This window comes from Pseudarthrobacter sp. HLT1-7 (assembly GCF_059383435.1).
Genome location: NZ_JBWZCH010000016.1, coordinates 1 through 13,776 on the forward strand (window position 1 = coordinate 1; position 13,776 = coordinate 13,776).

The following is a 13,776-nucleotide window of genomic DNA, read 5'->3' on the forward strand; positions in this document are numbered from 1 at the left end:
ACAGGCTTGCCGTCGTGATCGTTCGTTGCCAGAAGGAGGAAGGCCTGGGGAAGGTTCAGCTCCGCCGCCTTCGATGTCTCAGCGTTCATACGACCATGGTGGCGCAGTCGGGCAGCCACCACAATGAGGTTTCGCAAGCGTCTACGTCGGAGCCTGCATTGCCCTGCCGCTCGCCGACGCTTCCAGAGAGTTTGCAGCAACGTGAGCGGACGACGGCGGGACGTCCCGCCGTCGTCGTGGCGGTGGCCATCCGGGCATTTGAGTCGGAGATCGGTCAGGCACCGGTGTGAGAGGGCTGCAAGGATTCGTCTCAGGCCACAATCCCGGTTAGAGTGATACTGCGTAGGGGAGTATTCCGAAGCGCTGCAATCGTCAACACGTCAGGCACCGATGCCTGGCCGGGTGCAGCGGCCAGCCGGACGGCGGGCGAAGAGACTTATGAAGCTCTTTGCTACCCACCTTACGAAAGCAGGAATTCCCTTGACTGTTTCTCCCCTGATCTGGGGCATCACCGTCGTTGTCATATTGGCCCTGCTGGCCTTTGACTACTTCTTCCATATCCGCAAGGCCCACGTCCCCACGCTGAAGGAAGCGGCCTTCTGGTCCTCCCTCTATGTGGGCATCGCCATCGTCTTCGGCATTCTCGTTCTGATCTTTGGCGGCCCGGTTATGGGCTCGGAGTATTTCGCCGGGTACATCACTGAAAAGGCACTTTCGGTGGACAACTTGTTTGTCTTCCTGATCATCATCGCCAGCTTCCGTGTTCCGCGCGAGGACCAGCAAAAGGTGCTGCTATTCGGCATTGTGTTCGCGCTGATTGCCCGGACCGGCTTCATTTTCCTCGGCGCGGCACTGATCAATTCCTTCGCCTGGATCTTCTACGCCTTCGGTTTGATCCTGCTGATCACGGCCGGCAACCTGCTCAAGCCCGAACCTGAGGGCGACGACACTGCCGACAACTTCATCATCCGCCTGGCCCGCAGAATCTTCCACACCACCGAACACTACGACGGCGACAAGCTGTTCACCATGGAGAACGGCAAAAAGGTCCTGACCCCAATGCTGCTGGTCATGGTGGCCATCGGCGGAACCGACATCCTGTTCGCCCTGGACTCGATCCCGGCCATCTTCGGCCTGACCCAGAATGTCTACATCGTCTTCACCGCCACGGCGTTCTCGCTGATGGGCCTGCGCCAGTTGTACTTCCTGATCGATGGCCTGCTAGACCGGCTCATCTACCTCGCCTACGGTCTGGCCGCCATCCTGGCCTTCATCGGCGTCAAGCTCGTGCTCCACGCCCTGCACGAGAACAACCTGCCGTTCATCAACGACGGCCAGCCGGTCCCGGTGGTAGAGATCACCACGGGCCTGTCCCTCTCCGTCATCATCGGCGTACTGGTCTTTACCGTGGTGGCGTCCCTAGTGAGCAAGGCAGGCAAGGCACAGGCCGCGATCAACAATGCCCGCCGGCACGCCGTCAGCTACCTTGACCTCGAATACACCGCTGACGCCGCTGAGCGCGAGCGTATCTACAATGACCTGCTCGAAGAAGAACGGCAGATCGAACAAATGGAGCCGAAGTACCGCAACAAGGCCAAGGACGTGGAAAAGATCCGCGCCGAAGTGGCCGAGGCTCACCGGCAGCACGAGCAGCACTTGGCGCGCTAGCCGGCGCTACCCCCGCCATGAATCCCGTCCGCAGACGGATTCAGGAGCCCGGGATCAGTAGGCAACGGAGGGGCGGGCTCGAAGCCCGCCCCTCCACGCCGCGCATTGCGTCATCTATCCCTCACTGTGCTGCGGACCTCTCAGCCGTACGCGGCCCGTCGCAGATCAGACGTGCTGATCGACGAGCACCGGGTTGCCGTCCGGATCCAGGACCACAAAGCTCGCCGGCCCCGCAGTTCCCTCGTCCGCCTCGGAAAGGAACTCCGTGCCCTTGGCTTTCAGTTCGCGCTGGAGCTCGCGCACATCGGTGAACGCGTCCACGGCCTCCGCGTTCTGATTCCAGCCCGGGTTGAACGTGAGCGTATTCTTCTCAAACATCCCCTGGAAGAGGCCGATGACGGTCTCACCGTTTTTCAGGATCAACCAGTTTTGGGTGATGTCGCCCCCGAAACGGCTGAAGCCAAGCTCCTCGTAGAAGGCAGCAGACGCCGCAATATCCTTGACGGCGAGGCTGATGGAAAAAGCGCCGAGCTGCATGGGTTGCTCCACTCTCCAAAGGGACGGTTGGTGCCGATGATACCCGCGGCCATCTCGGTCGGCCAGGCGACGCGGGCGGGGGAACCGGCGTCGTTAGAGAACGGCGTCGTCCACCGTGATGACGATCTTGCCGCGCGTGTGCCCTTCCATGTTGAGCCGGAAGGCATCTGCCGCCTGCGCCAGAGTAAAGGTTTGGGCCACCTCAACCCTGAGATCGCGCTGATCGACCAGATCGGCCAGCTCCTGAAGCTCGGCGCCGACGGGATTTACCCACATCCAGGTGCCGCCGTGCTGCTCCACCTCGCTGTCCGCGATGGAGGCATGGCGCCCCCCCGTCGGCTAGGACAGCCAGGGTGGCTTCGAGGGTCCCGCCCACGAAGTCTGCGACGACGTTAACGCCTTCGGGGCGCAGCGCGCGCACCCGGCCGGCGAGTCCTTCGCCGTAGCAGACGGGTTCGGCCCCGAGCGAGCGCATGAAGTCGTGGTTCCCTTCCGAGGCGGTCGCAATGACACTGGCGCCCAGCGCCGCGGCGATCTGGATGCCCAGGGATCCGACGCCGCCGGCGCCGCCATGGATTAACACGGTCTCGCCGGCTTTGACGCCCAGACGGGTCAACACTTGATAGGCCGTCAGGCCCGCCAGGGGCAGACCGGCGGACTCGTTCCACCCCAGGGATGCGGGCTTCCGGGCTAGGAGCCGTTCCGGCAAGGCGATGTATTCCGCGAAACTGCCACCGTGGACGTAGTCTTTGCGGCCATAGGAAATGACCTCATCGCCGGGCTTGAAATGCGGCGCGTCGATACCAACTGACTCGACGACGCCGGCCACATCCCATCCGGGAATCGCGGGGAACTGCAGGTCCATGGCCGGGTCCAGGTAGCCGGCCATGATCTTCCAGTCGACCGGATTCACCGATGCCGCCTTGACTTTGACCAGGACCAACCCCGGCCCCACCTTCGGCTGTGGCTGCTCCGTCAGCTCGAGGACGTCGGGACTCCCGTATTCGCTGTAAGTTATAGCTTTCATGCCTAGCGGGACAGCTACTTTCAGGGCACTATTCCGCAACCGGTCAGTGAGTGGGGCATCTCACCGGGCGGACGGTCCGGCCGTAGTTGAGGCTCAGGGCCCGCCATGCCACCAACACGAGGCATCCTCAGGTTTTGCCCTCGGACAGGCGGATCACTCCAGAATACGGATTCGATGGATCGCCCGGGGCGGGCGCAGGCGCAGGCAGCTCGCTCTGGATCCTGAGAATCTGCTGTGCCTGATGAGTTTCGGGGCGAAAGATCTCATCCACAATTCCCAGCATTCCGACGGCGGTTCCCCGCCGGTTCCGCCTGGACACCCAGTACCAGAGGCAGGCCAGGCCAGCCGGGGCTCCCAGCACAGCCGCAAATACTACTAAGACATCCATGCGCCAACTCTAGCCCGCAGGCCGGGAACATAAAGGGGGTGCAACGCGGCCCGCATGCAGACCCGAGGTCAGCCCCGCGGAGTCTCGCTGGACGGACGCTCCGTTTGCTTGCGGGCCTGCATTCCGATGACTAAGAACGTGATGCCTATAGTGAAGAACGCAATCCAGGCCGTGGTTCCCAAAGACATCATGGCGATGGCAACGGCAAAGAAGACGATCCCGATCGGCAGGAATGCCGCACTACCGTCTCTCTCCGATCGGCCATTCGACTCCGACGCGGGCTTTTCTTCACCGTTCATCTGGCCGACGCTACGCCGGCAATCGGAGACGCGCAATCGCTACGCGACTCGGCGACGGTCTTGAACGGGCGGCAGAAAAGGGTGGCCTTCAAGGCCCGCGTTCAAGAACTGCGGGCCAAGGATGCGTACGTCAACGTCCAATCGGTGCAACCGACGCCGGGGACCGATCAACGGGAAGCTGAGCTGGCGAGCGCGGGCACCGAAATCTCTGGAGCGTCGAGGATGCGTGCCAGCGTGATGTCCCCGAGCATGCTCATGCCTGGATTGGTCTTCCGGTAGTACCAGACCAGGCCCATCGCCTGCTGGAAAGCCCATGCGGCTCCACGTTGCCACTCGAGGTCATCGCACGCCAACTCCCGGCGGAGAAGTGCCCGTCTATCGTTATCGAGCATGTGCCAAGCGGCGACCAGATCAAGTGACGGGTCCGCGGCAGCGAAACCCCCTCCATCCAGGACACCAACTATCCGTTCACCGTCGACTGAAAGATTCGCGGGGATCAGATCACCGTGGGTCATCACGGCGGGTCCAGTTGCTGGCAGGCTTCGAAATCCCGCCCAAAGACTACGAAGCCGATCGACCGGCAAGAGGCCATCGCTCTGAAGGAAGCAGACTTCCATCCACTTATCGGAGCCCTTGAGATCTCCACCACGACCAGCGCCCGCGAACTGGCGCCCTCTTGTGTCGGCGGCGCGAAGCGACTGGACGAGGGTGGCGAGGTCACGAGCGAACGTTTCGGCCTGCGCCAAGCCGATGGGTGTTGCAACCATCCCGGGTACCCACGTCTGCACAGACCATGGCAGCAGATAGCCGCGACCCGGGTTACCCATGGCGACGGGCACCGGGGTGGGGAACGGACAGCACACGGTCAGTTCGCGCATTGCGTCGGCTTCCCGGTCGAGCACACAGCTCATATCGCTCGGGTCAGCTAAGCGGAGAGGGAACCGTGCCGTGAGATCGTTTCCGATTCGGAAAATGGCGTTCACCGTGCCGTCCGTCGTGATGCGGCGGATGGGCTCGTGGCGCCATTCCGGAAATTGGTCGACTATCAGTTGGCGAGCAATTCCCTCGTCAATGTGCAACTCGTCGTCGTGCATTTCCATGTAGACGACTTTAGTTGATCTGAGTGACCGTCCCAGTAGAAATCATCTGATGTGAAACCGACAAATGTCCATGTTGCTCTGCAGAGACAAGCCGCCACAGGACATATTGCTTTCCAAGCCCTATTAGGAAGCAACAAAGCTTGATATGTTCCGCGCCGACAGCACCGTGATCGTTACCGGTCTCCGCGGAGTGGGGCAAACAATTCTGCCCGGGCTTGTTCCGGCAGATGGCCGAACAGTTCAAGTGGAAGGTCCTCGATACACACTTCCGGCACACCCAGTACTGGCAGCAGCTTCGGGCGGCGCTCCTTTCAGATATCTCCGAAGGCCAAGTGGGACGACAAGGCCTGGAAAACGGCCCAGGTCCCGGCGGGGTTCATCGCAGATCAGATTCGCTGATAGCGGAGGAAAATCAGGAACGGACGGCGGCGTGCAACCCGCCACGCAGGCACTGTCCGCCAGGAGGGCCGCACTTTCGTAGACTCAAGGGAGTTCCAACATGTCTCCGAGAGACAAACCCGCCACAGGAAGAGCCATCGATGAAGATTGTCGTCCTAGTCAAGGAGGTCCCCGACACCTACGGGGACCGAAAACTGAACCTGGAAACAGGCCTCGCCGATCGGGAAGCCAGCGAGGCAGTCCTTGATGAGATCGGTGAGCGGGCCCTGGAGCTGGCACTGACTTACGCGGACGCGAACGCGGGCACCGAGGTCGCAGTCCTCTCCCTCGCTCCCGCGGGTGCGACGACGACGATACGCAAGGGGCTTGCGATGGGCGCGGGAAGCGCCACCCTCGTCTCTGACGAGGCGCTCCGGGGTGCGGATCTTGGACTGACCGCTGAAACCCTCGCAGCTGCGATCCGTCGCGTTGAGTTTGACCTGGTGATCACCGGCAACATCTCCACCGATGGATCCGGCGGCATGATTCCCGCGATGCTCGCTGAATTGCTTGACGTGCCCCTCGCTACCGGCCTCAGCTCCGTGGAGATCAGCGACGGCGTCGTATCCGGCACCAGGCCCGTTGAATCCGGCGTGCAGAAAGTGTCGGCGAACCTGCCCGCGGTAATTTCGATAACCGAGGCGCTGCCCGGGCCGCGCTTCCCCAACTTCAAGGGAATCATGGCCGCGAAGAAGAAGCCCCTGGAGACGCTTACCCTCGCAGACCTCGGAGTCACGGCCGACAACCCGGACGCGGCGCGATCCATCATGCTGACCGTTGCAGAGAAACCCCCGCGTGCGGCGGGCGTAAAGATCATTGACGACGGCGACGCCGGCGAGAAACTCGCTGACTTCCTTGTCGAAAACCGACTGGCTTAAGGAGTCACGACATGACTGAATTCCCTCGTGACGCAATCCTCGTCGTCGTCGAAACCCGGGCTTCCGGTGAACTCGAGAAGGCTGCAGCCGGACTCTTCGGCGCTGCCGCTGCAGCTGGCACACCCATTGCACTGGTCCTTGCCTCGCCCGGCGCCGGGAGCGCCGCCGCCGCGGAGGCCGCAGACCTTGGTGCCGCGCGCGTGCTGATCGCGGAGACTCCGGACCCGTCCGCGCTCGGCGTGCCGGGCGTTGACGCGCTAACCGCCGCTGTGGAGCAGGTGCAACCGGATGCGATCCTGATTTCGCATTCCCTGAACGGGCGCGACGTCGCTGGCCGTTACGCTGCCCGGTCACGTGCCGCGATTTCTGCCGATGCGATCGGTGTCTCACGTGATGACGAGGGCGTCGTGGCGCACCACTCCGTCTACGGCGGCGCCTACAATGTGACGTCAACGGCCACGTTCGGGGTGCCGGTCATTACGATTCGCCAAGGCTCCATCGAGGCGCGGGCCACGGCTCAGCCGCAGGCGTCGGAGACCTTGGTAGTGCCGCGCTCCGAGAAGCCGGCCGCGCGGATCGACTCGTTCGACGAGGCATTTGTCGCCACTTCGCGGCCGGAACTGCGTGGTGCCGCGAAGGTTGTCGCGGGTGGCCGCGGACTCGGGTCGGAGGAACAGTTCGCACTCGTGGGACAGCTCGCCGATACCCTCGGTGCTGCCGTTGGCGCGTCGCGTGCCGCGGTGGATGCAGGCTACATCCCGACATCGCACCAGGTGGGCCAGACCGGGGTGTCCGTGTCGCCCCAGCTGTATGTCGCGCTGGGCATTTCCGGCGCGATCCAGCACCGGGCCGGCATGCAGACCGCGAAGATGATCGTCGCCATCAACAAGGATGGGGACGCGCCGATCTTCGAGGTGGCCGATTTTGGTGTGGTGGGCGACGTCTTCAAGGTGGTACCCCAGCTGATCAGCGCCCTTGAAGCCCGGAAGAAGCAGTGATGGCACCTCTTTCTCGGTCCATTCGGCAGGGCCTGCCGCGCGTGCCGGGTGGCGAGCCCTGGCCGGCAGCCGGCCAGGCACCCGCACGCATTGTCACGACGGGAGCGGTCGCGGCCGGGCCCGTGGCGCCCGCTTTTGTTCCGATTGTTGCTCCCCCCGCTGCCTCTCAGGACACGGCAACAGGTGCGACGGCGGTGTCCGCTCCGGTCCCTGCCGTGAAGTCCGACGCCGCTATGGCGCGGCAGCTTCGCCGCGGGCTCCCACGCGTGCCGGGCGGCGAGCCCTGGCCGACGGCCGGGCTTGCTCCAGCGGTCACTGCCGACTCTGCTCCTGCTCCTGCGGTCCAGCCAACTCCCGGACACATCGCCCCGGCCCCGACCCCGACCCCGACCCAGGTCCCGACCCCCAGCGTGGCGGAGAACGTTGCCGAGGCCGAGCCGACGGCAACCGAAAGTACGCCCGCGGCCACCGCTGCACCAGCAGCGGCGGCACCGGCAGTCGCCGTCGAACAGCCCGTGAAGCCGGAGGCCGAGGCAAGGCTCTACGGGTCGCGTACGCTGGGTCAGTGGATCAAGCGCGTTGCGCTCCTCGCGCTCGGCGCCGTGGCGGCCGCAGCGATTCTTGTGCTCGCCGCGCGCGGCGTGACCACGCTGCCGGGCGTGCCGGCCTTCCTCGAGAGGTACCCCGGCGAGTATCATTTGCCCGAGACCGCCGAGCCGGGCTTCCCGTGGTGGGCGCAGTGGTCGCACTTCCTGAACATCTTTCTGATAGTGCTCATCATCCGCTCCGGCTATCAGGTGCGCACCCAGCAGAAGCCGCCGGCGTTCTGGACGCCGAAGCGCGGTGGCAAGAAGATCAGCATCACCCTGTGGCTGCACCAGTCGCTCGACATTCTATGGCTGGTCAACGGGCTCGTCTTTGTGGTGCTACTGTTCGCCTCCGGCCACTGGATGCGGATTGTACCGACCAGTTGGGAGGTGTTCCCGAATGCGCTCTCCGCACTGCTGCAGTACATGACACTCGACTGGCCCGTGGAGAACGGCTGGGTGAACTACAACAGCCTGCAGCAGCTCATGTACTTCCTCGTGGTGTTCATCGCGGCCCCGCTCGCGGCGGTCACGGGTGTGCGCATGAGCGAGTTCTGGCCGAACAACGCTAAGACGCTGGACAGGATCTACCCGGTGGAGGCTGCCCGCGCGGTTCACTTCCCGACGATGCTGTTCTTCGTGCTGTTCATCCTCATCCATGTGTTCCTGGTGCTCTCGACCGGCGCGTTGCGCAACCTGAACCACATGTTCGGCGGCACCGACGTGGTGAACTGGACCGGGTTCTGGCTCTTCGCGGCAGCCATCGCCATCACTGTCGCAGGGTGGTACGCAGCACGCCCGATCCTGCTCGCACCCCTCGCGAAGCTGTCCGGTCAGGTGAGCAGCCGCTAGCGGCCCAGCGCCCCGGAATCAGTCTGAACGGGCAGGGACAGAACCCATCGGACCTCTTCTGCTATGCAGGTTTGGGCCGTGCGCGGACGTGCATCCGCTCGCCCTGCTGTCCAAACAGGCTGATGAACTCGACGGGTCTGCCGTCAGCGCTGGCGAACCAGTGCGGGGTGTGGGTGTCGAATTCCGCGGCTTCGCCAGGGCGAAGTTCAAAGTCCTTGTCGCCCAGCACCAGACGCAGTCGTCCGTTGAGGATGTACAGCCATTCGTAGCCTTCGTGAACGCGCGGGTCGGGCTCTGCCCCGCGCGCATCACCGGCGAGCACCATTTTGAAGGCCTGCAGTCCGCCCGCGCGGCGCGTAAGAGGAACAGCCGTCATGCCGCCATGGGTGATGGGCTGGAGGTGAATTCTCGGATCCCCGGTGGGCGGGGCGCCGACCAGATCATCGAGGGGAACACCGTATAACCTCGCGAGGGGCAGCAGGATTTCCAGGTTGGGTCTGCGTTGGCCGGACTCCAGGCGGGACAGGGTGCTCACCGACACTCCGGATGCGGCAGACACATCTCCGAGGGTGAGGTTCCGTTCCGTACGGAGTGCCCGAAGCCGTGGGCCGACCGCCCCGAGAACATCGTCAAGTTCAGTTGCCATACCCCTACTTTGCCATAATGGCAAACATGTTTGTCAATTCTCGTTCGTGCGATGGAAGCTGGTATCACCGCCCAGGGACGCCGGCGGCGAACTCTCAGGACGCGACGAAGGACAGATCAGTATGGACACCACACGGTATGACGTTGTAATTGTTGGCGGCGGCGCGGCGGGACTCAGCGCGGCCATCACCCTGGGCCGGGCACTGCGCTCGGTGCTGGTCATCGATTCCGGAACTCCACGCAACGGACCCGCGGCGGGTGTGCACGGGTACCTTTCCAGGGACGGTATGAACCCCTTGGAACTCCTGTCCGTCGGACGCAGCGAGGTGCGCTCCTACGGAGGAACGGTCATAGACGGCGACGCCGTCTCGGCACGTCGAACCCCCGATGGATTCGAGGTGAGCCTCGGAGATGCCCGCCGGTTCTCCGGCAGACGGATCCTCGTCACCACCGGATTGACAGACGAGCTGCCTCCCATCGACGGGCTGCGGGAGCAATGGGGAAAGGGTGTTGTGCACTGCCCCTACTGTCATGGCTGGGAAATCCGCGGGCAAAGGATTGGTGTGCTGGGCACCGGCCCGCTATCCGTCCATCAGGCACTGTTGTTCAGGCAGTGGTCCCCGGAAATCACTCTTTTCCTCAACGACACCGTAGAACCCACTGACGAGGAGTGGGACAAGCTCGCCGCCCGGTCCATATCGGTTGTTGACGGCGCCGTGGCTTCCGTCGACGCTGTCGACGGCGTCCTCACGGGGCTCACACTCCGCCAGGGCTCCTCGTTCGACATGCACGCCCTGGCTGTCGGAACACAAATGGAGGCCAGATCCGGGCTGCTGGAATCACTCGGGCTGACTTCTCAGGTGCACCCGTCCGGGGCCGGACGTTTTATCGAGGCCGGCGCTATGGGTGCGACGGCCGTCCCCGGCGTGTATGCGGGGGGCAATGTCTCCAACTTGATGGCTCAGGTGGTCACCGCGGCGGCCGAGGGTGTCATGACTGGCGCAGGGATCAACGCCGACCTTATTGAAGAGGAAACCCGGTGGGCCGTTGAGGGGCACTTCGGCCCTTTTTCGGCGGCCTCGGAAGCGGCCGTCTCCAAGATCGTGCTGGGTCACCGACGCCATGGCCTCGATGATGGGCAGAAAGCCGCCGACATGGCCCCTGCGGCCACAGTAGAAAGGTGATTGGCGTGGATCATCAGCGACACCCGACGCGGGACAACGGCCACCAGACCCACCAGCGATCTGGCAGTCATGACCAGCACCGCGTCCTTGACCTCGATGCCGAGGTGTTCGGCCACCACCTCACAGCCGTCCTGGACCTGACCGGGGTGCCAGCCGCACGCAGCGTCGTTGACCTCGGCGCCGGCACCGGCGCAGGGAGTCGGCTGCTGCGCGGGCGGTACCCCGACGCCTCGGTGACGTGCGTCGACAATGACCCGCAGATGCTCGAGCTGCTGCGGGAGCAGGGCTTCGCCGTGGTCGAGGCCGACCTCGACGACGGCTTCCCTGCGCTGGCCGAAACGCCGGTTGACCTGGTGTGGGCATCGTCCTCGCTGCACCACGTCGCCCACCCCGCCCGTCTCCTCCCGGGGGTCCGCCGGGCGCTGGCGCCGGGTGGGGTCCTGGTGGTCGTCGAACTCGCCGCTCTGCCCCGCTTCCTCAGCCATCCGCGCGGAGCACTGCTGGAGCAGCGCTGCCACGCCGCCGCGGCGGCCGAGGGGTGGAACCACCACCCGAACTGGACGCCGGTCATCGAGGCCGCCGGGTTCAGCGTCACCCAGTCCGAGGTGACGACCATCGCACCCGTGACCCCGGCCGCACGGGAGTACGCCCAGGAGTGGTTCGCGCGCTTCTTGCACCTGGCGGCCCTGACCGCGGACGACCGCGGCGCCGTGGCCGACCTGCTGGAGCGGTTCTCCGACGACATCGAGCTGGAACCCCGCGCCACCCGGACCGTCTGGGTGGCCACCCCCAGCCAGAACCGGGCGCGGCCCTGAGCCTAATGTTCGCGGCAATACTCGGCAGCTGGGCCAGAATGGCAGCATGAGCTTTTCATCCTTCGGCCGCATCGAGACCCCCGTCCTGGACATCGGATACGAGTCCGCGGGAGATCCGGGCGGAACCCCGGTCATCCTCCTGCACGGGTTCCCGTACGACGTCAGGGCCTTCGACGACGTCGCTCCGATCCTCGCGGGCCAGGGCGCCTTTGTGCTCGCGCCATACCTTCGCGGCTTCGGTCCGACGCGTTTCCTCGATGACACAACCATCCGCTCAGGACAACAAGCCGCCCTCGGGCAGGATCTCATCGACTTCATGGATGCCCTCAACATCGGGAAAGCGGTCGTTGCGGGCTACGACTGGGGCGGCCGGGCGGCGTGCATCGTGGCGGCTCTGGACCCCGGACGCGTCGCCGGCCTGGTCTCCGTGGGCGGCTATAACATGCACAACCTCGCGCGTTCCGGCGAGCCCGTCAGCCCGGAATGGGAACGAAGCTACTGGTATCAGTACTACTTCCACTCGGAGCGGGGCCGCCGCGGCCTGGAGCGAAACCGTGACGAACTGTGCGGGCTGCTGTGGCGCACCTGGTCGCCCACGTGGGACGGGGCACGCCAGGCGTTTCCCGCCAGCGCCCCGAGCCTGCACAACCCCGACTTCGCCGACGTCGTCATCCACTCCTACCGCCACCGTTACGGACTGGCCGACGGCGACCGCCGGTACCAGCGGCTCGAGGACCTAATCGCCGAGCAGCCGCGGATCACCGTTCCGACGGTGGTGCTCGAAAGCGGGGACGACGGCGTCGGCGGCCCCGCGGCGAACGAGGACAGGGAGTACTTCACCGGCCCCTACAGCCAACGCGTCCTTCCGGGTGTTGGACACAACGTTCTGCAGGAGAACCCGGATGCGTTCGCACAAGCCGTGCTGAGCCTGTTCGGCTAGGTGCTTCGGCGTAAGCCAATCAGACGTTGGCCCTCAGAGCGGGAGTTTGAAGCGTAGGTTCCCGCCACTTGGGCGGGAGCCCAGCCCTGCTTGGATCAGGCCTGGCGGTACACCTTCCGGGAAATGGTCAGGCTGGCCAAGGCGATCACTGCAACCGCAACGAGGTAGAAGCCCGGCACCAGCAGGGAACCGGTGCTGCCGATCAGCCAGGTGAGGATGAAGGGAGCAAAACCGCCAAAGACGGTGACACCAATGTTGTAGCCCAGCGAAAGTCCTGTTGAGCGGATACGGGCCGGGAACATCGCGGACATGATGGCTGGCAGCGGCGCGAAGTAGGCGGTGGCCAGCACCGACAGCACCAGTTCAACCACGATCATGGTGGGCAATGCGGGCGCCGCGATGAGCAGCATAAACGCCGGAACTCCGACAATCATGGACCCAATGGCAGCCCAGGTCATGATCCGGGCCGGCCCCACTTTGTCCGCGAGCATGCCGATGAACGGGGAACCGATGCTCATGACCACACCGAAGATCAGGGTGGAGAGGAATGCCACGGATTTCGGCATCCCAAGATTCACGATCGCGTAGGTGGGCATAAAGAGAGCGATGTAGACGCCGACGGATCCCAGGGAAACGACGCCGACGATGGCCCAGAGCCGGCCCCGGTTGCCGATGAACGTCTCCCGCAGGGGCGCCGTGGACCGTTCCATGGCGAGGAACTCCGGGGTCTCCTGCATCTTGGACCGGATGTACCAGCCCACGGGACCGAGTGCCAGCGCGAAGATAAACGGAAGCCGCCAGCCCCAGGAGTCGAGCGCCTGGGTGCTGAGGTAGGTGTTCAACACGAACCCGAAAATCCCGGCGAGCAGGATGCCGCCGCCCTGGGTGGCCACCTGCCAGCTGCCGTAGAACGCCTTTCGGTTGGGTGCGTATTCGATCAAATAGGCCGTCGCGGTGCCGAATTCTCCGCCGGTGGCGAAGCCCTGCAGCAGCCGGGCCACCAGTACCAGAATGCTCGCCGTGACCCCGATGGCAGCCGCCGTGGGAGCGACAACAATAATCAAAGTTCCGACAAACATGACGAGGATGGACACCAGCATGCCCGCCTTACGGCCGGCCCTGTCGGCGTAGCGGCCGATGATGATGCCACCGAGCGGACGCATGATGAAAGAAACTCCGAATGACGCGAAGGCCAGCAGCAGCGACGCCGTTTCATTCGTCGTCGGGAAGAACAGCTTGGAAATGGTGACAGCGAAGGTGCCGTAGACGATCAGGTCGAACCATTCGAGTCCGTTGCCGATGGAGGCTGCGACGACGGCCTTCCGGGCGTTGCTTTGTTCCAGCGCCAGGGCGGCCGGCGAACGCTTGTCGGTGGCCTGGCCGCTGGAACCGAGACTGGGGGCGGTTTGATGGCTCATGG

12 protein-coding genes and 1 pseudogene are annotated in these 13,776 nt (G+C 64.3%); 7 read left to right on the top strand and 6 right to left on the bottom strand.

The annotated features are described in order from the left end of the window. Window positions 1-480 precede the first annotated feature (480 nt). Entirely contained in the window at window positions 481-1,668 is a 1,188-nt protein-coding gene (locus AC50X6_RS14435) for a TerC family protein (RefSeq protein ID WP_326968170.1), read from the top strand. 165 nt (window positions 1,669-1,833) lie between these two features. Here AC50X6_RS14435 and AC50X6_RS14440 read toward each other — a convergent pair whose 3' ends face one another. The 4 genes and pseudogenes from AC50X6_RS14440 to AC50X6_RS14455 form a co-directional block, all read right to left on the bottom strand. Beyond that, a complete protein-coding gene (locus AC50X6_RS14440) occupies window positions 1,834-2,205 on the bottom strand; it encodes a VOC family protein (RefSeq protein ID WP_494966889.1) in 372 nt (123 codons plus the stop codon). A 93-nt stretch (window positions 2,206-2,298) separates the two neighbouring features. Further along, window positions 2,299-3,232, bottom strand: a pseudogene (locus tag AC50X6_RS14445) (NADP-dependent oxidoreductase). A 456-nt stretch (window positions 3,233-3,688) separates the two neighbouring features. After that, complete coding sequence (locus AC50X6_RS14450) at window positions 3,689-3,919, bottom strand: hypothetical protein (protein ID WP_494966890.1); 231 nt, start codon at window positions 3,917-3,919, stop codon at window positions 3,689-3,691. Between the two features lie 167 nt (window positions 3,920-4,086). Beyond that, window positions 4,087-5,019, bottom strand: coding sequence for an aminoglycoside phosphotransferase family protein (locus tag AC50X6_RS14455; RefSeq protein WP_494966891.1), 933 nt, complete (start codon window positions 5,017-5,019; stop codon window positions 4,087-4,089). A 539-nt stretch (window positions 5,020-5,558) separates the two neighbouring features. On the opposite strand from AC50X6_RS14455, the gene AC50X6_RS14460 reads away from it, so the two are divergent. The 3 genes from AC50X6_RS14460 to AC50X6_RS14470 are packed head-to-tail and all read left to right on the top strand — an operon-like array spanning window position 5,559 to window position 8,772. Next, entirely contained in the window at window positions 5,559-6,335 is a 777-nt protein-coding gene (locus tag AC50X6_RS14460; RefSeq protein ID WP_494966892.1) for an electron transfer flavoprotein subunit beta/FixA family protein, read from the top strand. A gap of 11 nt (window positions 6,336-6,346) precedes the next feature. Continuing rightward, a complete protein-coding gene (locus tag AC50X6_RS14465) occupies window positions 6,347-7,333 on the top strand; it encodes an electron transfer flavoprotein subunit alpha/FixB family protein (protein WP_494966893.1) in 987 nt (328 codons plus the stop codon). Continuing rightward, window positions 7,333-8,772, top strand: coding sequence for a cytochrome b/b6 domain-containing protein (locus AC50X6_RS14470; protein WP_494966894.1), 1,440 nt, complete (start codon window positions 7,333-7,335; stop codon window positions 8,770-8,772). Before AC50X6_RS14465 ends, AC50X6_RS14470 begins: the two co-directional genes overlap by 1 nt. Before the next feature lie 61 nt (window positions 8,773-8,833). Here AC50X6_RS14470 and AC50X6_RS14475 read toward each other — a convergent pair whose 3' ends face one another. Then, a complete protein-coding gene (locus AC50X6_RS14475) occupies window positions 8,834-9,418 on the bottom strand; it encodes a helix-turn-helix domain-containing protein (protein WP_494966895.1) in 585 nt (194 codons plus the stop codon). 121 nt (window positions 9,419-9,539) lie between these two features. On the opposite strand from AC50X6_RS14475, the gene AC50X6_RS14480 reads away from it, so the two are divergent. From AC50X6_RS14480 to AC50X6_RS14490, 3 genes are read left to right on the top strand one after another with little or no spacing between them, the layout of a single operon-like run. After that, window positions 9,540-10,601: an NAD(P)/FAD-dependent oxidoreductase gene (locus AC50X6_RS14480; RefSeq protein WP_494966896.1), complete on the top strand. Its 1,062-nt coding sequence runs from the start codon at window positions 9,540-9,542 to the stop codon at window positions 10,599-10,601. A 5-nt stretch (window positions 10,602-10,606) separates the two neighbouring features. Then, complete coding sequence (locus AC50X6_RS14485) at window positions 10,607-11,416, top strand: class I SAM-dependent methyltransferase (RefSeq protein WP_494966897.1); 810 nt, start codon at window positions 10,607-10,609, stop codon at window positions 11,414-11,416. A gap of 46 nt (window positions 11,417-11,462) precedes the next feature. Next, complete coding sequence (locus AC50X6_RS14490) at window positions 11,463-12,356, top strand: alpha/beta fold hydrolase (RefSeq protein WP_494966898.1); 894 nt, start codon at window positions 11,463-11,465, stop codon at window positions 12,354-12,356. A 95-nt stretch (window positions 12,357-12,451) separates the two neighbouring features. On the opposite strand, the gene AC50X6_RS14495 is transcribed toward AC50X6_RS14490, so the two are convergent. After that, complete coding sequence (locus tag AC50X6_RS14495) at window positions 12,452-13,774, bottom strand: MFS transporter (RefSeq protein WP_494966899.1); 1,323 nt, start codon at window positions 13,772-13,774, stop codon at window positions 12,452-12,454. Window positions 13,775-13,776: the final 2 nt, after the last annotated feature.